The organism is Parasedimentitalea nitratireducens (genome assembly GCF_057444295.1).
Map to the genome: position 1 here is coordinate 588979 of NZ_JBYAXC010000002.1, position 18754 is coordinate 607732.

19 protein-coding genes are annotated in these 18754 nt (G+C 55.3%); 3 read left to right on the forward strand and 16 right to left on the reverse strand.

Going from position 1 to position 18754, the window contains the following annotated elements:
• Nucleotides 1-19: 19 nt before the first annotated feature.
• From AC2T28_RS08535 to AC2T28_RS08545, 3 genes are all read right to left on the reverse strand, one after another.
• A complete protein-coding gene (locus AC2T28_RS08535; protein WP_486748548.1) occupies nt 20-1588 on the reverse strand; it encodes a phospholipase D family protein in 1569 nt (522 codons plus the stop codon).
• Between the two features lie 379 nt (nt 1589-1967).
• Nucleotides 1968-3776 carry an ABCB family ABC transporter ATP-binding protein/permease gene (locus AC2T28_RS08540; protein WP_486748549.1) on the reverse strand — a complete coding sequence of 603 codons (1809 nt, stop codon included), beginning with the start codon at nt 3774-3776 and terminating at the stop codon, nt 1968-1970.
• A gap of 111 nt (nt 3777-3887) precedes the next feature.
• A complete protein-coding gene (locus AC2T28_RS08545) occupies nt 3888-5717 on the reverse strand; it encodes a LysM peptidoglycan-binding domain-containing protein (protein ID WP_486748550.1) in 1830 nt (609 codons plus the stop codon).
• 120 nt (nt 5718-5837) lie between these two features.
• On the opposite strand from AC2T28_RS08545, the gene AC2T28_RS08550 reads away from it, so the two are divergent.
• On the forward strand, nt 5838-6380 hold the full coding sequence (locus AC2T28_RS08550; protein ID WP_486748551.1) for an LOG family protein: 543 nt from the start codon (nt 5838-5840) through the stop codon (nt 6378-6380).
• Between the two features lie 72 nt (nt 6381-6452).
• Here AC2T28_RS08550 and AC2T28_RS08555 read toward each other — a convergent pair whose 3' ends face one another.
• From AC2T28_RS08555 to AC2T28_RS08615, 13 genes are all read right to left on the reverse strand, one after another.
• On the reverse strand, nt 6453-7055 hold the full coding sequence (locus AC2T28_RS08555) for a superoxide dismutase (protein WP_486748552.1): 603 nt from the start codon (nt 7053-7055) through the stop codon (nt 6453-6455).
• A 197-nt stretch (nt 7056-7252) separates the two neighbouring features.
• Nucleotides 7253-7654 carry a hypothetical protein gene (locus AC2T28_RS08560; protein WP_486748553.1) on the reverse strand — a complete coding sequence of 134 codons (402 nt, stop codon included), beginning with the start codon at nt 7652-7654 and terminating at the stop codon, nt 7253-7255.
• Nucleotides 7655-7684: 30 nt separating this feature from the next.
• Nucleotides 7685-8110: a hypothetical protein gene (locus tag AC2T28_RS08565; RefSeq protein WP_486748554.1), complete on the reverse strand. Its 426-nt coding sequence runs from the start codon at nt 8108-8110 to the stop codon at nt 7685-7687.
• A 116-nt stretch (nt 8111-8226) separates the two neighbouring features.
• Nucleotides 8227-8658, reverse strand: a complete 432-nt coding sequence (locus AC2T28_RS08570) for a hypothetical protein (protein ID WP_486748555.1) — start codon at nt 8656-8658, stop codon at nt 8227-8229.
• 34 nt (nt 8659-8692) lie between these two features.
• A complete protein-coding gene (locus AC2T28_RS08575; RefSeq protein ID WP_486748556.1) occupies nt 8693-9160 on the reverse strand; it encodes a hypothetical protein in 468 nt (155 codons plus the stop codon).
• A 39-nt stretch (nt 9161-9199) separates the two neighbouring features.
• Nucleotides 9200-9664 carry a hypothetical protein gene (locus AC2T28_RS08580; protein ID WP_486748557.1) on the reverse strand — a complete coding sequence of 155 codons (465 nt, stop codon included), beginning with the start codon at nt 9662-9664 and terminating at the stop codon, nt 9200-9202.
• A gap of 36 nt (nt 9665-9700) precedes the next feature.
• Nucleotides 9701-10225, reverse strand: a complete 525-nt coding sequence (locus tag AC2T28_RS08585; RefSeq protein ID WP_486748558.1) for a hypothetical protein — start codon at nt 10223-10225, stop codon at nt 9701-9703.
• Nucleotide 10226: 1 nt separating this feature from the next.
• Nucleotides 10227-10652, reverse strand: coding sequence for a hypothetical protein (locus AC2T28_RS08590; protein WP_486748559.1), 426 nt, complete (start codon nt 10650-10652; stop codon nt 10227-10229).
• A 183-nt stretch (nt 10653-10835) separates the two neighbouring features.
• Complete coding sequence (locus AC2T28_RS08595) at nt 10836-11261, reverse strand: hypothetical protein (RefSeq protein ID WP_486748560.1); 426 nt, start codon at nt 11259-11261, stop codon at nt 10836-10838.
• Nucleotides 11262-11377: 116 nt separating this feature from the next.
• Complete coding sequence (locus AC2T28_RS08600) at nt 11378-11944, reverse strand: sarcosine oxidase subunit gamma (RefSeq protein WP_486748561.1); 567 nt, start codon at nt 11942-11944, stop codon at nt 11378-11380.
• Complete coding sequence (locus AC2T28_RS08605) at nt 11937-14969, reverse strand: sarcosine oxidase subunit alpha family protein (protein WP_486748562.1); 3033 nt, start codon at nt 14967-14969, stop codon at nt 11937-11939. The genes AC2T28_RS08600 and AC2T28_RS08605 overlap by 8 nt, the downstream gene beginning before the upstream one ends.
• Before the next feature lie 61 nt (nt 14970-15030).
• A complete protein-coding gene (locus AC2T28_RS08610) occupies nt 15031-15360 on the reverse strand; it encodes a sarcosine oxidase subunit delta (RefSeq protein WP_486748563.1) in 330 nt (109 codons plus the stop codon).
• Nucleotides 15361-15595: 235 nt separating this feature from the next.
• Nucleotides 15596-16840, reverse strand: a complete 1245-nt coding sequence (locus tag AC2T28_RS08615; protein WP_486748564.1) for a sarcosine oxidase subunit beta family protein — start codon at nt 16838-16840, stop codon at nt 15596-15598.
• Between the two features lie 202 nt (nt 16841-17042).
• Here AC2T28_RS08615 and ccmI point away from each other — a divergent pair, with 202 nt between their 5' ends.
• Together ccmI and ruvX are read left to right on the forward strand one after the other, a co-directional pair.
• A complete protein-coding gene (ccmI, locus tag AC2T28_RS08620) occupies nt 17043-18278 on the forward strand; it encodes a c-type cytochrome biogenesis protein CcmI (RefSeq protein ID WP_486748565.1) in 1236 nt (411 codons plus the stop codon).
• Nucleotides 18275-18748, forward strand: coding sequence for a Holliday junction resolvase RuvX (ruvX, locus tag AC2T28_RS08625; protein WP_486748566.1), 474 nt, complete (start codon nt 18275-18277; stop codon nt 18746-18748). Before ccmI ends, ruvX begins: the two co-directional genes overlap by 4 nt.
• Nucleotides 18749-18754 lie beyond the last annotated feature (6 nt).

Sequence of the window (18754 nt, forward strand, 5' to 3'; positions counted from 1 at the left end):
GCGGCGTTTGCGCAGTGGATCATAACAGCCAGGTCACCGGTAGCCATCCGATCAGTTGCACCAGAAACCGGGTAAAGGCGGTTGAACCGGGCTCCACCACATATTGCCGCTCTTCACCGTTCGCACGGGTTTCAACCCACTCGGTGCCGCCATCAGCGCGACGTTGAACTCGGTACGCCCGCTGTTTCAGCTGGCCGGAATAGCCTGGGAATATATCTTTGGCCAGTTGGGAGTCTTTGATCAGGAACCCCATCTCGGTATTCAGATTGGCTGAGCGTGGATCAAAGTTGAATGAGCCTACAAACAGATCTCGCTGATCAATGACAAAGGCCTTGGCATGCAGGCTAACCTGCGAGGAACCGATCAGGCCAAACTGGTCGCGCAGGTCCATCTCTTCGTCCTCTTCCTGCGTTGACTTAAGCTCAAACACCTGAACCCCGGCGTCCAGCAACTGATCGCGGTATTTCAGATAACCGCCATGCACCGGCAAGACATCGGTGGCCTCTTGTGCATTGGTGAGCACGCGAACATTTAGCCCCTGCCCTGCCCAGTCTGACAGCATCGTGGTGAGGCGATCTCCGGGTACAAAATAGGCCGAGACCAGATCGACACTTTGGGTGGGCGTGCCCAAGAGCTGCCCCAACCGGTTGATCATCAGCTTTTCAGGCACCACCGGCCCCTGTCCTTTGGCCGGATGATCGCTGACCATTTGCAGATCAGCCCATTCAAACCCCTGTGCGCCATCTTGTAGCTGTTTCATCAAATCTGAGGCCAAGACAGAGGCCGCAAATTTTCGTGCCCCGGCGGTGTCTTCGACCGCATCAATTGCCGCTGCCAACAGGCTGCCCTGTTTATCCCCAGCTGCGGGCAGGATCAGATCAGCAGGAACAGCTGAAGGGCTGGCCCAGTACAGATCGAAGTCCTGCGCCACATCATTGGCCGCATCCCCCAGAGCCACCACATCAAGGTCGAAGTAGTTCACGCCGTCGCTGTGGGCAAAATAGATGTCGCCGATATTGCGCCCGCCAACTACCGTGGCGACACCATCGACCGTGAAAGATTTATTGTGCATACGGCGGTTCACCCGCGCAAAATCCAGCACATAGGACAAGCTCCGCAGGTGGCGCATCACAAAGGGGTTGAACAGCCGCACCTCAACATTGGCGTGCAGGTTCAGCTCGGCCAATTCAGCGTCCAGATCGGGGGTGCCATTGTCGTCCAGCAACAAGCGCACCCGCACGCCGCGATCCGCCGCCCGGCGCAGGGCCTCGAGCAACATCAGCCCTGTCGCGTCGTTTTGCCAGATGTAATAGCGCGCATCGATGCTGTCCTGTGCCGCCTCGGTCAGCAACATCCGCGCCGCAAAGGCATCTTCGCCCTGCCGCAATGGGGCAACCCCCGATCGGTCTGGGTTGGCCAGGGCCAGGGGCAGGATCTCGGCCCCCAGGAAGGTGTCAGTGGTTGGGGCTATTGCGATGCTGTCCACCCGGTTTTGATCTGCTGGCACCGGAAAGAGGCTCAGGAAGCCGAATTTCGCCAGAACAAAGATAAGCGTTACAACAATGAGTTTGCGGATGAATTTCAGCATCAATAGCACCGGGTTTTCTGAATACTCTGGTCAACCTACTGTTGGTTGATCCCAGCGGCAATGTTCAGGTTGTCCCTGCACAGGACTGATAACCGGCAAGGCCCATTCCCTGCCGATTATCCAGTGCGTTTTGATATGGCCGATCACCCAGTGGGGCGCGGCGGGAATATCGACGGTGGTACCACCATTGCGGAGACGGCCGGGGACTTTATCCCCCAGGCGTAAATGCATTTCGATAGCGCCCCTTTCACAAGGGGGCCCTGTTCCTGATGCCGGGCTTGTCAGGCCGGGCGGATGTCACGTGACGAAATGCAGACTGTCACACAAATCCAAAACCTGCGTGAACAGGGCGTACGCTGAATGGGCCTAGACGCAACGGTTAGGCCGCGTCTTGATCCGCCTTCTGACGCTGCCAAAGATGCGCATAGCGACCATCTTTGGTCAGCAGCTCATCATGGGTGCCCAACTCGCTGATTTCACCCTGTTCAAGCACCACAATCTGATCGGCCTCAGCGATGGTAGACAAGCGATGGGCGATGGTGATCACCGTACGCCCCTGCCCGGCCCGTGACAGCGCCTCTTTGATCTCTTGCTCGGTGTCACTATCCAGTGCCGATGTGGCCTCGTCCAGCAACAGGATTGGAGGGTTTTTCAGCAGGGTTCGGGCAATGCCGACGCGCTGTTTTTCACCACCCGACAGTTTAAGCCCGCGCTCGCCCACTGGGGTTTCATAGCCATCTGGCAGGGAGATGATAAAATCGTGGATTTGTGCGTCGCGGGCGGCTTGTTCGATCTCATCCTGCGTTGCCCCACCCCGGCCATAGCCGATGTTATAGCCAATGGTGTCGTTGAACAGCACCGTGTCCTGCGGCACTACGCCGATGACATCATGCAGGCTGGATTGGGTGACGTCACGCACATCCTGCCCATCAATAGTCAGTGCCCCACCAGTGACATCATAAAAGCGGAACAAGAGCCGCCCGATGGTGGATTTGCCTGATCCGGTTGACCCGACAATGGCCACGGTTTGCCCGGCTTCAACCTGCAGCGACACACCCTTGAGGATCTCGCGGTCGGCATCATAGCCAAATCGAACATCTTGCAAAGCAATTTTGCCGCCGTTTACCTTGAGTGCGCCAGCGCCAGCGCGATCGGACACATCGGCGGGTTGCTCAAGCAGGTCGAACATTTCGCCCATGTCCACCAGGCTCTGGCGGATTTCGCGGTAGACAGTGCCCAGGAAGTTCAGCGGCACAGTGATTTGGATCATATAGGCGTTGACCATGACAAAATCACCTACGGTCAGCGTACCAGCCTGTACGCCCATCGCGGCCAGAACCATTACACCTACCAAGCCGATGGTGATCAGAACGCTTTGTCCAAAGTTCAGGAAGGCCAGCGAGTACGCGGTTTTCAATGCCGCCTCCGCATAGGCGCGCATGGCACCATCATAGCGTTTGGCTTCGCGGCCTTCAGCGCTGAAATACTTGACGGTTTCATAGTTTAGTAGGCTGTCGATTGCCTTTTGGTTGGCGTCAGTGTCCTGCTTGTTCATTTCGCGGCGCAGTTTCACACGCCACTCGGTGACCGCAAAGGTGAACCAGATATAGAGCCCGATTGTGACCACAACGATCACCAGATAGCGGACATCAAACAGCACCGCCAGGATCACGGCCACCATCGACAGTTCTAGGATCAGCGGCCCGACTGAGAACAACATGAAGCGCAGCAAGAACTCAACGCCTTTGACCCCGCGTTCAATAATCCGGCTAAGCCCGCCGGTTTTGCGGGTGATGTGATAGCGCATCGACAGGCGGTGGATATGAGTAAAGGTTTCCAGCGCAAGACGCCGTAGCGCGCGCTGGCCAACCGGAGCAAAAATCACATCGCGCAGCTGTTGAAAGCCGATGGTCATGATCCGGGCCATGCCATAGGCCACGGTCAGACCAATAGCACCCAGTGCCAGATCCGGCACGCCCTCGCCCGCAAGGGTATCCACTGCGCCTTTGTACAGAATGGGTGTGTAGACAGCGATGACCTTGGCTAGCACCAACACCGCAAGCGCCAAAACCACCCGGCGTTTTACCCAGGCCTGACCGTCTGGCCATAGGTAAGGCCATACGCGGCGTAGGGTGCGCGCGCCAGATCGGCGTTCGTCGCGGGCGGTGATATCATTGGCTTGGGTCATGGTGCGTCCTTGCTAGACCTACTGAAGTAAGGGCTGCATCCCGGCTTGACCAGAAGCTAGCTAAGAAAAACGCGCCACTAAGGGCGCGTTTCCATGATTTTGTTCAACAGCTTATTCGGGGATGTTGAAAACCTGTCCCGGATAAATCAGGTCCGGATTCCTGATATCGCCTTTGTTGGCCTCAAACACCCGCACATAGAGCAATCCATCGCCATAGCGTTCGCGTGAGATGGCCCACAGGGTATCGCCTTTTTGCACGGTCACCGCACGGATCAGCGGCGCTGCCTGTGTGGGGCTGGCCTCGGGGGCTGCTGGTGGCTGCAAGGCCTCGGGGGATTCGCGTTTGAACGGGGTTTCCAACCGGCTCAGAACCACGCCGTCGGCGTCTAGTTCATCCAAGCGAAGGGTGTAAATACCCGGTGCGATGTCGCTCAGTTCGCCTCTCCAGCGTCCATTTTCAGCGGCGCGAATATCGGCCACCGGACTGTTGTCCAGATAGACCCGCACCAGCGAGTCCGGTTGCGCGCGGCCTGCAAGCTGAACATCGCCTTCTTCGCTATAACTGATGGTGTCCAGCGCCACTTTTCCCAGCAGTTCTGGCGCAACGGGTGTTGCGGGCTGCACCAATTCAACGCCTTTTGAGTCCGCTTTCAAAACGGCCACGGGAGTAGGGGTTGGCTGCACGTCCGGTACAGTCTCGGTTTCGGGCTGAGTGACAGGTTGTGGCGCAGCAGTTTTGGCAACTTCAACCGCAGCCTTCGCTGCTTCGGTTGCCTCTGTATCATCAGACGTATCGGCCAAAGCTGCAACAGTTTCAGGAGCTGCTTCAGCCTCAGCTGCAACCGGCTCGTCGGCGACTACAACTTCAGGATCGGCCGCCGCTTCTACCTGTGTTTCAGCAGTATCTTCTGACTCAACCACTGCGACTTGGGAGGCGTCGGCTGCGACCACCTCATCAACTGCATCTTGTGTGGCTTGTGGCTGCTCTACCTGTTCGGTAACGGTGGTTTCCTCTGCCACGACCACAACCTCTTTGGGAGGCTCGGCGAGTTCTTCCGTCGCTGTGGCAGCAACCTGGCTAGGGGCCAAAATGAATGTTGCGTCGGAGATGGCTGTTTGGCCATCAAAGGCCGCCACAAGAGACACCACCCGTGCGTCAATGCTCGGTTCGATCGAGGTCAGTGAGACAAATTCGCCTCCATTTTGAACCATGAACTGATCCAGCACCTTGTCATCCAACAACACGGAAATCTGAACCCCCGCCTGAGCGCGGCCTGCAATAACGCCAGACCCATCGGTATCAAACCGGACAAGATCCAACTCGGGCGCGATCAGTACAAATGAGGGTTCCTCGACCACTGCAGGGGCGGTGGTATTTGGCAGCGCAAGCGCGGCCGTCTCGGTAGGCTGTGCCTGCTCTTGTGTTGCGGTTTCTTCAGCAGCAGCAGGCACATCAACATTCGCAGTCTCAACAGTCTCATCGACCCGATCTTGCGTAGTGGTGCTGGCATCGGCAACGACATCGGCGGCGGGCTCTGTACTTTCAGCCACCGGGCTATCCGCAGCAACTGCGACAACAGTGTCCCGTTGGGCGTCAGCTGTGGCCTCACTCTGCTCAGGCGCTGTCTGCTCAGAGGTGGTTTGGGCGACTTCCTGTGCATCGTCCGCACTGGTTTCAGTGGCGATCTGCTCAACTGCGGTGGCAGGAGCAGTCTCTTCAACCGTGGCAACCGTTTCAGGTGCGTCGCCTTTGGTTGGCTCAGCCACTGTTGCAACTGTGGTTTCCACTTGGCCATTAGTATTGGCTTGCTCATCGATGGGAGGATCAGAACTGAACACCCCCAACTGCATCAGCACTACGCCGCCAACGACCACCGCAACTGTTGCGATACCGCCAACTGTTAGGGCGCCCAGCCCTCCGCTTCCGGCTGTTCCCGCCATAGTCTTCCTTCCAATTTGCAGGATATCTCTCCCGCTGAGTTGAGCCAATCTATCAATCCCGGTATCAGGGGTCAAAACACGTCTTGTTTCCCTCGTGTTTCAACAATGAAGGGTTGGCCCATGTCTATAAAATCGGTCTGTGTGTATTGCGGATCCCGCTTTGGGGCAATGCCTGCGTATACTGAGGCCGCAGAAGGTCTGGGACGTGGGCTTGCAGAACACAATTTGCGGCTGGTTTATGGCGCTGGTGATGTTGGATTGATGGGAACGGTTGCACGTGCTGCACAAGCAGCAGGTGGCGAGACCTTTGGTGTGATCCCCGAGCATCTGGAGCGTCGCGAAGTCGGCAAATCGGACCTATCGACTTATGTGGTCACCGAAACCATGCATGAACGCAAAAAGGTGATGCTGTATAACGCCGATGCGGTGGTGGTTCTGCCCGGTGGTGCCGGATCACTGGACGAATTGTTCGAAGTGCTGACATGGCGACAGCTTGGGCTCCATGGCAAACCGATCATCATTCTTAATACCGAAGGATACTGGGAGCCCCTACGCACCCTGCTGGATCATGTTGTTGATCAGGAATTTGCAGATCAGGCCACGGCTGAATATTTGACTTGGGTTGATAGCCCAGTACAGGCCCTTGAGATGCTGACCAACTAATTCAGACCAGCGGCCAAATAAAAAACCCGCCGACATCCGCCGACGGGTTCATAATCGCTTTGCAATCAGGACTTAGCCCAGACGCGAGGCAACGTTTTCCCAGTCAACCAAGTTGTCGAGGAAGTTCGACAGGTAGGCCGGACGCTTGTTGCGGAAGTCGATGTAGTAGGAGTGCTCCCATACGTCACAGCCCAGCAGTGCGGTCTGGCCAAAGCACAGTGGGTTCACGCCATTCTCAGTCTTGGTCACTGCTAACGAGCCGTCGGCGTTTTTGACCAACCAGGCCCAGCCGGAACCAAACTGACCAGCGCCAGCAGCCGAGAACTGCGATTTGAAATCGTCAACCGAGCCAAAGTTTTCAACCAGAGCTTTTTCCAGATCACCTGGCATGACGTCGCCGTTGGGGCCCATCATTTTCCAGAATTCGTTGTGGTTCCACAACTGGCTGATGTTGTTGAAGACACCGTTTTGCGCAACCGAGGATGAGTCATAGGTGCCTACAATGATCTCTTCCAGCGATTTACCGGCCCATTCGGTGCCTTCGATCAGTTTGTTGCCGTTGGTCACATAGGCGTTGTGGTGCAGGTCATGGTGGTATTCCATGGTTTCTGCGGACATGCCTTTGGCAGCCAGCGCGTCATGTGCATATGGGAGATCGGGAAGTTCAAAAGCCATCTGAGACACCTATCAAATTAAGTTGCATTTCCTATGCGGATACATGCGTTGCGCGATGGGAATGGTCAAGAGAGAAGCTACATCTGACAGACGCAAGCTATGTGCATAATAGCACAAAGAGTGCCAAGAACTAAGCACTGCGGGTGAATGTCAGGCGACAATTTAATTTGCCGCCCAACATCTCACAGGATTGATAATTAAACTTTCCGACAGGTACCAGAAGCTGAGCTGGTATTGTCATATGCAGGGAGCGACACGTTCACATGCGCTTTGCCCGTGTTGGTTTTATAAATAAGTGTATACGCGGCATTAACGGCCCCGCCAGAGGCCTTTTTCAATTTCCAGGACACCCTCAGGACATTGCCTTTGCGGCGCACTTTTGTCGCCTGGGCAGGTGCCTGTTGGTAATGGGCCAGTATTCCGTCAACCACGGTTGCACTTGCTCCACCAGCGGCAACATCGATGACGATCTTTGGAGCAATCAGGTTGAAATGCGACGTCTCACTGAGACTGCACTCGTATTTTTCGGCACTTGCGGCGCTGGCAAATCCCAAAAAGGCACAAAGCGACCAAGTAATAATCTTCATGTTTTTATCCATATTAGGTTTGTGAGCATTCAAGTATGACGCTTAGAAAAGGGATTTCTTGTTCACAACAGTACAAGAACCAGTCCCCCTTGGGTTATTGCCGTTGTTTCTTAGCGGAAACCAACCATCGATCCTTACGGTCTGAAACGACGGATCAAAAACAGCTTCGTAGTTTACCTTAACGTTGCGCCCGGTGCCTGTTTTGGTCTCGATTCTCCAAGCCACTTTTTGTTTCCCATTGCGCTTAGTTTTCAGCTTGGTCACCAAAGGGGCACCATTTGTGTTGGAAATTAAGCCATCCAACACTGCTGCGCGTTTGTTTTCAGCATCGATGGAAAACAAAACTCGATCTGAGATCCAGCCGTAATCTTCCCCGCTTTTGATATCGCAATCGTACGTAACAACTGCAGAAACAGCTGGGGTTGCCATAGCTACTAAAACTGCAACAGCTACACATTTGATTTTCATTCTTCTTCCTTTTCGGTATTTTCGAAAGTCACCAAGCTGGACTGGTCCAAGTAACAAACCAAAACAGGGCCCATTTTAATTCAGTCGATCTGCTTCCAGTGACCGCGCACCAAGCGTTAGAACAGCGACTGGTTGCCCGTGGATTTACAGCTTCCGTCACCACTCGGCCTGTTGGTTGCACTCACCATCGGCATATTCACCCGTACGTTGAACTTAGTAGAGTTGGGATCATAGGTGGCGACATAGTTGGCGCGTATGCTCTCGCCGCTGACGGTAACTAGGTTCAGCTTCCACGACATGCGATATTTGCCGCTGCGAGTGGAGTTGATTTTTACAGCCATTGGCGCGCCATGGACTTCGTTGATGTTGGCATCAAACGCACGGGCTTGTCCGGTTTCGGTATCGATCGAAAACAGGACACGTGGCGGCACCCAGCCCTGCTCTTCCCAGCTGTTCAGACTGCAGTCATAGCTCAAGACCTCTGCGGATGCGGCGCTAGCGACGCCAAGTGCAAGCAGGGAGCCAAGTAGGAAATTCTTCATTTTCATCTTCTTTCTTAATTTCAAGTTTTCGAGATTTGTTTCAATTCAAGCGAACACAAGAGCCGCGCTGCTCGAAGGCGCGTTGCACCCTAGTGGTGTCGTTGGATCGTGCATGTGCCTTCAAACTGTCTTTTTTCACAAACACAGAAAACAATTGGCTGCGCCAGTCGATGTTATCATTCCCGTCCCGCGCTGATCTTGCTCCGTTTCGTCTTGCTTCTGCCGTGAACTCATAGCTGGGGTTCAACCACTCCACCGAGACAACTTTGTCATTGTCGCGCTTGACCGTTATCGGTCCAGGTGACGTAACCACTCCGGGGATTTCGATCTCCAGCAACCGTCCTTTGCGCCAATGATCATCAATTTCCATAACAACGCGTGTTGGGGTTGGCTTGGCAACGCGACCCTCTTTGAACGTACACTCGTAAACTTCAGCAAAGGCGGGAGTCGCGGCAGAAACAATGACCGCAGTCAGGCTGGCAAGCAGGCGAGACGGTGGTTTTTTCAATTTTTTCTCTTGGATACTGAAAAATTCAAATGAGCCATATTAACGCAGTGTGCATGTTCCGGAGCTGTGCCCGCTGAAAGGGTGATTATGACTGATGAGGTCTGACCGAACTTTGGCGTTTAGAGATTGCTTTTTCAAAAATACAGAAAACCGGAGGTTCTCCCAAAAGGAACCATGATAAACTGATCGAGTATTTGCTCCATTTTGCTTTGCTTCTGCCGTGAATTCATAGTCTGGCTCAATCCACTCGACCGAGACAACTTTGATATTATTGCGCGTCACAGTGATAGGACCGGATCGCGTAACGACACCCGGAATCTCGATCTCCAGCAGTTTTCCTTTACGTCGATTATCGTCAACTTCGATCACCACACGCGTTGGAGTTGGTTTGGCAACGTGGCCGTTTTTAAAGGTGCATTCGTAAACTTCAGCAATAGCTGGAGACGAGGATGCCACGAAGGCAAATGACAGGCTGACAAACAGTCGAGAAATTGATTTTTTCATATTCTTTTCATACACGTGCAGAATAATTCAGGTATACTATTTCAATCGAGCGCAGCGACCAGATTTTGCCGCGATGGGCTGATCGCTCCTATCCGATGAGCGTGTTGAAGCCTTGAGGTTCTGTTTCTTTAGAAAAACTGAAAACTTAACTTTTCCCCGGAAGTTGCCTCTGTGTGAAGTTCCGAACCCTGCACCATTTTGCTTTGCTTCTGCCGTGTACGCATAGTCAGGGTCTGCCCACTCGACCGAGACAACATTGATATTGTTACGCGTAATAGTGATAGGACCGGGTCGTGTGGCGACGCCTGGGATTTCAATCTCGAGCAGTTTTCCTTGGCGTCGATAATCGTCGACCTCAATCACAACACGGGTTGGGGTTGGTTTGGAAACGTGGCCCTCTTTAAACGTGCATTCATATACGTCAGCGAGGGCTGGGGCCGTCATACAAACAGATGCGGTTGCAGCGCAGGCGAACAGTAGAGTTTTCGTTTTATTCATCTTGGTCTCAATCACCACGTATTTCCGGTCAGTTCTCTTGTGTTCATGCACAAACAGAACCAATTTAAAACAGTGACTTACCATTCAGAATTTCGCAGGTTCCCGTGCCGCGTGGACGGTTCGAGACGCTAACCATTGGAAACCGAACCAGAAGCGCAACTTTATTAGTCTTCGGGTCGATATCAGCTTCGTAATTTGCTTTGATAGCCGAAGGGTTTGCGTTGGTGTGTAGTACCGACCACTTGACCCGGTACTTTCCCGCTCTGGTGGCTTTAAACTTAGCAGCTTTTGGTCTGCCTTCGTAGTGTTGAACCGATGGTGTGTTCACAGCAGCCCGCTTGGCATCGGTGTCGATCGACACAAACAGGGTGTCATCAATCCAGCCGCGTTTTTGACCACCTTGTATCGTGCATTCATAGGTAACAACGCTAGCGAATACTGGTGTAGTGATGACGGCCAGAGCCGCCGCAGCAACAAATGTCTTAAACATATCTCATCTTTCCAATGGCTTACTGGCCGTGATATAGTTATCTTGCTTGAAACTACAATATCAAACCCCGCCATTTTTTAAGGACGGGGTAAAGATATAGCGATTAGCTGGGCTCTAAACATCTCAACCCTGAATTGTGGCCTCTCTAATATAGCCCACTCAATTTGTCACATAAATCGTCTTTTAAAACAGGGACTCATTCTTAAGCGACGTACAGGGGCCGCTGCCACCTGGTCGGTCCATCGAATTGATATTCTGAAGGCGCCCAGTAACGACAAGCTTTTTCGAATTTGGGTCAAATTTGCCAATATAGTTAATCCGGATTGATTGGACATTGACGGCGCTAACATCAACAGACCACTTCATCTGGTACTTTCCGTTGTTCTGTACCTTGAATTTTGCAGGCTTCGGTGCGCCCTCGTAGTGATGGATATATGCGTCGTAGACCAAGGCTTGCCTACCGTCAGTGTCCACGGAAAAAACCACGCGATCAGCCATGAAGTTTCCGCCTTCACGCGTTTTCAGCTTGCAATCATATGTAACCGTATCGGCAAAAGCCGATGTGGAGGTGATTGCAAAAACAATAGATGCAAAAATTGACTTAAACATATCTCTTCTTTCCAACAAGTTGCAGCGTGCAAGGTAGCAAATTCAACCGCAAACGCAACGCAAAACATCGCCCTCGCGTCAAGGGCGATGTTGACAAATGCATAGGAAAGATTGGGTCAGTAAACTCCGACCTCAGATCGTTTCTGAGCCGCTGTGCTCAGCAGGTTAAACACGTAATCTGCGACCGACCGGAAACAAACGATGTGAAACGCGCCCTGCTCATCCAGCCAGAACGCTGCGGCCACCTGCGCCATGCGCGTGCGGCGGAATTGGCCGGGGACAAAATTCTCGACCGACATATCTACCGGGCATAGTTTGGCCAGCACTTCACGTGCGCCCTCGCCCGAAACGCGGAACACAGCTCGCGCGTCTGATACGTTGGCCGCCAAGGCATGTTCATCTGCCAAATCCGTGTTGATCTTGGCCAACTTGGCTTCAACCTCTTCATAGCGGACCAAAACCAGCAGTTCGTCGGGGGACATCCAACAGACACCGCCCTCTTCGCTTAACTCGGCTTTGCCCGACGCAGGCAATGCCGCGCCGGTTGCCGCCTTCACCGCCTTTTTCAGCTTGGCCGAAGACAGGTCACCACGCAGGGTAATCATGCCCGCCAGCCCGCTTTCTTCGACAGAGGCGATACCGGTGAATTGGGCACCTTGCAGCGCGCTTACAGGATCAGACATTCTGCTTCTCCCCTTCTTTGTCGTAGAAGACCTGATCGACGATCTTGGCCTTGTAGGTTTTGTCATCGGTGCCCGGGAACTCGATCACTTCGCCCATGCGTTTTTGCCCGTGGTGGACCAGCCCCATGGCGATGCCCTTGTTTAGGGTTGGTGAGTGGTAGGTCGAGGTCACACGGCCAATCACGTTTTGCTGGCCATTGGCGTTCGACCCCTCGCCCACGGCATAAGCACCATCCGGGATGACTGAGCCATCAACAGTTTCCAGACCAACCAACTGCCAGCGATCCGGATCCGCCATATGCGACCGCAGGTGCGCCCGTTTGCCAAGATAGTCTTCCTTTTTCTTGGACAGCGCCCAGTGCAGCCCCAGATCCTGAGGGATCACGGTGCCGTCGGTTTCGTCACCAATCATGATAAAGCCTTTTTCGGCCCGCAGGATGTGCAGACATTCGGTGCCATAGGGCATTACACCGAATTCCTTGCCTGCCTCGAGCAGCGCCTGCCAGAAGGCCATGCCTTGGCTGGCGGGAACTGCGATCTCGTAAGACAGTTCACCCGAGAAGGAGATGCGGTAGGCCCGCGCGTCAAATTCGCCGATCTTGCCGTCGCGCCATTCCATAAAGGGCAACGCTTCTTTGGAGACATCCATGCCCCCACCCGCGGCAGCGTTCAGCTTCTCCAGCACTTTGCGGGCGTTGGGGCCAACCACGGCGACCTGGGCCAGCTGCTCGGTCACATTGGCGACATAGACTTTCCAGTCCCACCATTCGGTTTGCAGCCACTCTTCCATATGGCCATGGATCCGCTCGGCGCCGCCGGTGGTGGTGTGACACAGCCAGGTGTCGTCATCGATACGGGCAACCACACCGTCGTCGATCAAAAAGCCGTTTTCAGAACACATCAGCCCATAGCGGCATTTGCCGACCTTCAGATTGGACATCATATTGGTGTACATCATGTCCAGGAACTTGCCTGCATCCGGGCCTTTGACCACCAGTTTGCCGAGGGTCGAGGCATCGAGCAGGCCGAGGTTTTCGCGGGTGTTCTTGACCTCGCGTGCTACAGCGTCCTCGACACTTTCATTTGAACGCACAAAAGCATAGGCGCGGCGCCACTGGCCGACCGGTTCCCAATCGGCACCATTGGCATCATGCCAGTCGTGCATCGGGGTTTTGCGGATCGGCTGGAAGATTTCGCCACGGGCCTCGCCACCGATCGCACCCATGGAAATCGGTGTGTATGGTGGGCGGAAGGTGGTGGTGCCAACCTGCGGGATCTCAGATCCCAGCGTGTCAGCAAGCACCGCCAAGCCGTTGATATTGGACAGTTTCCCCTGATCTGTAGCCATGCCCAGCGTGGTATACCGCTTGGTATGCTCGACGCTTTCATAGCCTTCACGCGCTGCCAGTTGCACGTCGGATACCTTGACGTCGTTCTGGTAATCCAGCCAGGTTTTCATCCGCAGCTTGATGTCCGCCTTGGCTGGCATCAACCAGACCGGGGCCATTGGTTGCTCGGCCTGGACTGAACCAACCGGAGCCTTTGCAGCCTTTTTGGTAAAGCCAGCCGCCTTGGCAGCCGCAGCGCCAGCGGTGGTTGCGTCGGACAGAGTGTTTCCAAGGTCCAGCGCGCCGTTGGCAGAGCCAGCGGCAACCACGAACCCTGCCCCATCGTCACCCAAAGGTGGGCGTGATACATCAGGGCGGAAGTGGGCCTGTGCGTCGTCCCAGATCAGTTTGCCGCCACAGTGGGACCATAGGTGAACAACCGGAGACCAGCCGCCAGACATTGCCACGGCATCGGCTGCAACGTCTTCTTGCGCGCCGCCTTCACCATCCTGAGCACAGATCGCCACCTTGGCGACCCGTTTGCCGCCAGTGACCTTGGCAATGGCGCGGCCGGGGTCGACCCGGATACCCAGTTGGCGGACTTCCTCCATCAGGGCACCGCCACCGGCTGGGCGGGCGTCCAGCACGCGAACGACCTCAACCCCTGCGTTGTGCAGGGTGATGGCTGTGCGATAGGCGTCATCGTTGTTGGTGGCGATCACCACGCGCTGACCCGGAGTAACACCCCAGTTCACCACATAGTCGCGCATCGCGCCGGCCAGCATGACGCCGGGCACATCGTTGCCAGCAAAGGACAGCGGGCGTTCGATCGCACCCGTTGCGGTGACAATCTGCTTGGCGCGGATCCGCCACAAGCGGTGGCGCGGACCTGCCTCACCCGGAGTGTGATCACTCAAGCGTTCATAGCCCAGGATATAGCCGTGATCATAGACACCCGATCCCATGCAACGCGTACGCAGGGTAACGTTGTCCATGGCTTCAAGCTCACCCAGGGTCTTTTCAATCCAAGCCTCGGCTGTGTCACCGTCGATAGTGCCGCCATCAACCGGGGCACGTCCGCCCCAATGGTTGGTTTGCTCCATCAGCAGAACCTTGGCACCAGTTGCCGCAGCCGCCTTGGCCGCCTGAAGACCGGCAACACCGCCGCCAACAACAACCACATCGGCAAAGAAGTAAAAGTGCTCGTATGTGTCGGCGTCTTTCAGTTCTTTGTCGGGCGCTTTACCCAGACCGGCAGACTGGCGGATGATGGGTTCATACACATGTTTCCAGAACGCCTTGGGATACATGAACATTTTGTAATAGAAACCCGCCGGCAGGAACCGTGACAGGTGCGCATTGATCGCGCCCACGTCGAATTCCAGGCTAGGCCAGTGGTTTTGAGATTGCGCCGACAGTCCAGAAAACAGCTCTGTCGTGGTGACACGCTGGTTGGGCTCAAAGCGGTTGCCATTGCCCAGTCCCACCAAGGAGTTGGGTTCTTCGGCGCCCGAGGCCACCAGCCCGCGCGGGCGGTGGTATTTGAACGAACGGCCCAGCATCATCTGGTCATTGGCCAGCAGCGCCGAGGCCAGGGTGTCGCCCTCATAGCCGCTCATGCGGTTGCCGTTAAAGGTGAACTCAATCGGTTTGGAGCGGTCGATCAACCGGCCCTGATTGGCAAGACGGGTGCTCATGTTACGGACCTTTCACGCAGATCTGCGGAGGGAATTTGAGTATTTTCAGCAAAAAGAAGGCTCATTTGAACTCTCTCCAGCTCCAGTCGGGGCGTTTGGCGCTGATGGCGTCACGAATGTCCTGTGGCGGCTCATATGTCTGCGCCGAATAGGTGCCGAATACCTCGAGCGTCATAGTGCAGCGGGCCGCGTGGAACCACTTGCCGCAGCCATTGATGTGGCGCCAGCGTTCAAAATGCACGCCCTTGGGGTTTTCGCGCATGAACAGGTAATCGTGGAACTCACTGTCGGAGGAACCTGGACCAAAGCGTTTCAGATGCGCCTCGCCACCGGCGTGCAGTTCGGTTTCTTCGGCTTTGACGCCGCAATAGGGGCATTCAAGGATCAGCATTGTTTTACAACCTGTCGATGCACATATGATGAAACATGGAAATAGGACCTCTCATCACACTCGTTGCTGGTATCTGCCTGGTGTTGGCAGTGATTATAACTTTGGTACGGGTCCGTCTGGCCCGAAAAAGCGCTCCGCCGCAGACACACGGCCCGCATACTGTACCAAACGGAATCGGCAAAGCTGCTGCAGCCAGAAGCAGGAAAGCGGGCGAACGTAGCCTTTAGACCCAACATCAGTGTGCCACCCCGGCGGCGACGCTTTCGTCGATGAACTGGCCTTCTTTGAAGCGGTCGATGGTAAAGGCTTCGGTCAGCGAGGAATGACCCGTCGCCATCAGCTCGGCCATGCCCCAACCAGAACCGGGGATGGATTTGAAGCCACCGGTGCCCCAGCCGCAATTGACAAAGACATTGTCGACTGGAGTTTTTGAGATGATCGGCGAGCGGTCGCCGGTGACATCGACGATGCCGCCCCACTGGCGCAGCATTTTCAGGCGTGAGACCATCGGGAAGGTTTCGTTCAGGGCGCGCACGGTTTCTTCGATATGGTGAAACGACCCACGCTGGGTATAGTTGTTGAAGCCGTCGGTGCCGCCACCAATGACCATTTCGCCCTTGTCAGATTGCGACATGTAGCCGTGCACAGTGTTGGCCATAACCACCACATCCATACAAGGCTTGATCGGCTCAGACACCAGCGCCTGCAGGGCGACGGATTCCATTGGCAGGCGGAAGCCAGCCATTTCCGACAGGACCGAGGCGTTGCCCGCAACCAGCATACCCAACTTGTCGCAATCGATCGGACCCTTAGAGGTATCCACACCAGCCACACGGCCGTTTTCGACCCGCACACCGGTGACTTCACATTGCTGGATGATGTCCATGCCCATGGCGGAACAGGCCCGCGCATAGCCCCAGGCCACCGCATCGTGACGGGCGGTGCCGCCGCGTTCCTGCCACAGCGCACCCAGAACCGGATAGCGTGGACCATCCAGATTGATGATCGGCACGATTTCTTTGACCCGCTTGGGCGAGATAAATTCGGTTTGCACGCCCTGCAAGGCATTGGCATGGGCAGTGCGCTGGTAGCCGCGAATTTCGTGCTGGGTTTGCGCCAGCATCAAAACGCCGCGCGGGCTGAACATGACGTTATAGTTCAGGTCCTGGCTCATGTCCTCGTACAGGCTGCGGGCTTTTTCGTAGATCGCCGCGGATGGATCCTGCAGATAGTTGGAGCGAATGATAGTGGTGTTACGACCGGTGTTACCGCCGCCCAGCCAGCCCTTTTCGATCACCGCAACATTGGTGATGCCAAAGTTCTTGCCCAGATAATAAGCGGTGGCCAGACCGTGGCCACCAGCGCCGACAATAATCACATCATAATGACGTTTCGGTTCGGGCGAACGCCAAGCGCGCTCCCATCCGGAGTGATAGCGCAGAGCTTCGCGCGCAACAGCAAATACCGAGTAGCGTTTCATGGCGAATCCATTTGGTTCGAGATATCATTTGATATGCATCATGGCGCGGTTTTGCTTGTGCCGTAAATCGTCGCAATTATGCATCGTTGCGACATCCCTCCCGCTTTCCTCACCAAGGCGTGACATCACGCCCCGCCCCTCAGTTTGTTCTTTTGTCCGCAGCGTCGCACCTGTAGATGAAAAGACAAAATACGGAGACATCATGACCTTCTGGATTGTTACCTCATTTATGGCGCTGGCCATTGCCCTGTTGATTGCCGCGGTCCTGTTACGGACTCGCAAAACCGGCGAACCGGCAGCGGCCTATGATCTGAAGGTCTATCGCCAGCAGTTGCGCGAAGTGGAAAAAGACTTGGCGCGTGGGGTCATCAACGAAGGTGACGCCGAGCGCACGCGGACTGAAATATCGCGGCGCATTCTGGCAGCTGATGAGCAAATGCAGCAGCACAACGCAGGCCAGGCACAACCGCGCGGTGCCACGCTAGTTATGGCCTCGCTGGTTGCAGTGGTGATGCTGGGCGGATCGCTGGGGCTTTATTACAAAATTGGCGCCTTTGGTTATGGTGACTTGCCGCTGGAATATCGCATGTCGCAGGCGCAGGAACGGGCCGAGACCCGTCCAAGTCAGGCTGAGGCCGAGTCGGAAATGCCAACCGCGCCTCCGGTGCAGGTGGACGACAGCTATCAAGATTTGATCGAGCAGCTTCGCAAGACTGCAAGTGAACGGACCGATGACGCACAAGGACAGGCATTGTTGGCGCAGCACGAAGCTAATCTAGGCAATTTTGTTGCCGCCCATCAGGCCAAGCAGAGCTATATCGACATCATGTCGGGGGATGTCGAATCCCGTGACTTTTCCGAATTGGCCGAGTTGATGATCATGGCCGCAGGTGGCTATGTCTCACCCGAGGCCGAAGATGCGCTGCACACCTCGTTGACGTTGGATAATACCAATGGCCCCTCGCGTTATTACTGGGGGGTGATGCTGGCGCAAATTGGACGCCCCGACATGGCCTATCAGATTTGGGTTGAGACCCTGCAGGCCGGTCCGGCGGATGCCCCTTGGATTGCCGGAATTCAGGACCAGATTGAAATGATGGCCTATCGCGCAGGTGTTGACTACACACCAGTTGCGCCAGCTGGCCAAGGGCAGCCGCTGGCAGGGCCAAGTGCGGAAGACATGGCTGGTGCGCAGGACATGAGCGCCGACGACCGCCAGGCGATGATCCAGGGGATGGTGTCAGGTCTGGCAGACCGGCTGGCCACTGAAGGGGGCTCTGCCGAAGAATGGGCGCAGCTGATTGGCGCCTTGGCCGTTCTTGGAGACTTGGATCGGGCCAAGATGATACATGCCGAGGCCATGCAAAACTTTGCTGGCAATGACGCGGCGCTGACACTGCTGTCTGACACGGCGCAACAGGCAGGAATTACCCAATGATCCATGATGAAATCGAAGATTTCGCGTCTGCCCTGCCCGGTTTTTCAGCTCTGATGGGATTGGATCTAGGCGACAAGACTGTTGGGGTGGCGGTATCTGACAGGATGGGCACGGTTGCCACGCCGCTAGAGACCGTTCGGCGCAAGAAATTCACACTGGATGCAGCCCGGTTGCTGGAAATCATCAAGGGGCGCGATATCGCTGGTATTGTGTTGGGACTGCCACGCAATATGGACGGCACCGAGGGACCGCGCTGCCAGAAAACTCGTGCCTTTGCCCGTAACCTGAGCCGATTGACCGAGGTGCCGATTGGTTTTTGGGACGAACGGCTGAGCACGGTTGCTGCGGAACGAGCGCTGTTAGAGGCGGATACGTCGCGAAAACGTCGCGCTGAGGTTATTGATCATGTCGCCGCGTCCTATATTCTTCAGGGAGCGTTGGATCGCATGTCCCACTTGAAGAATGGATAGATGAAG

Bases quoted from the DNA above. Each gene is read 5' to 3' on its own strand.
- ccmI (WP_486748565.1), top strand. From the start codon at position 17,043: ATGACCTTCTGGATTGTTACCTCATTTATGGCGCTGGCCATTGCCCTG.
- AC2T28_RS08545 (WP_486748550.1), bottom strand. From the start codon at position 5,717: ATGGCGGGAACAGCCGGAAGCGGAGGGCTGGGCGCCCTAACAGTTGGC.
- AC2T28_RS08560 (WP_486748553.1), bottom strand. From the start codon at position 7,654: ATGGATAAAAACATGAAGATTATTACTTGGTCGCTTTGTGCCTTTTTG.
- AC2T28_RS08605 (WP_486748562.1), bottom strand. From the start codon at position 14,969: ATGAGCACCCGTCTTGCCAATCAGGGCCGGTTGATCGACCGCTCCAAA.
- AC2T28_RS08570 (WP_486748555.1), bottom strand. From the start codon at position 8,658: ATGAAAATGAAGAATTTCCTACTTGGCTCCCTGCTTGCACTTGGCGTC.
- ruvX (WP_486748566.1), top strand. From the start codon at position 18,275: ATGATCCATGATGAAATCGAAGATTTCGCGTCTGCCCTGCCCGGTTTT.
- AC2T28_RS08590 (WP_486748559.1), bottom strand. From the start codon at position 10,652: ATGTTTAAGACATTTGTTGCTGCGGCGGCTCTGGCCGTCATCACTACA.
- AC2T28_RS08540 (WP_486748549.1), bottom strand. From the start codon at position 3,776: ATGACCCAAGCCAATGATATCACCGCCCGCGACGAACGCCGATCTGGC.
- AC2T28_RS08595 (WP_486748560.1), bottom strand. From the start codon at position 11,261: ATGTTTAAGTCAATTTTTGCATCTATTGTTTTTGCAATCACCTCCACA.
- AC2T28_RS08615 (WP_486748564.1), bottom strand. From the start codon at position 16,840: ATGAAACGCTACTCGGTATTTGCTGTTGCGCGCGAAGCTCTGCGCTAT.
- AC2T28_RS08555 (WP_486748552.1), bottom strand. From the start codon at position 7,055: ATGGCTTTTGAACTTCCCGATCTCCCATATGCACATGACGCGCTGGCT.
- AC2T28_RS08535 (WP_486748548.1), bottom strand. From the start codon at position 1,588: ATGCTGAAATTCATCCGCAAACTCATTGTTGTAACGCTTATCTTTGTT.
- AC2T28_RS08610 (WP_486748563.1), bottom strand. From the start codon at position 15,360: ATGCTGATCCTTGAATGCCCCTATTGCGGCGTCAAAGCCGAAGAAACC.
- AC2T28_RS08580 (WP_486748557.1), bottom strand. From the start codon at position 9,664: ATGAAAAAATCAATTTCTCGACTGTTTGTCAGCCTGTCATTTGCCTTC.
- AC2T28_RS08565 (WP_486748554.1), bottom strand. From the start codon at position 8,110: ATGAAAATCAAATGTGTAGCTGTTGCAGTTTTAGTAGCTATGGCAACC.
- AC2T28_RS08550 (WP_486748551.1), top strand. From the start codon at position 5,838: ATGTCTATAAAATCGGTCTGTGTGTATTGCGGATCCCGCTTTGGGGCA.
- AC2T28_RS08600 (WP_486748561.1), bottom strand. From the start codon at position 11,944: ATGTCTGATCCTGTAAGCGCGCTGCAAGGTGCCCAATTCACCGGTATC.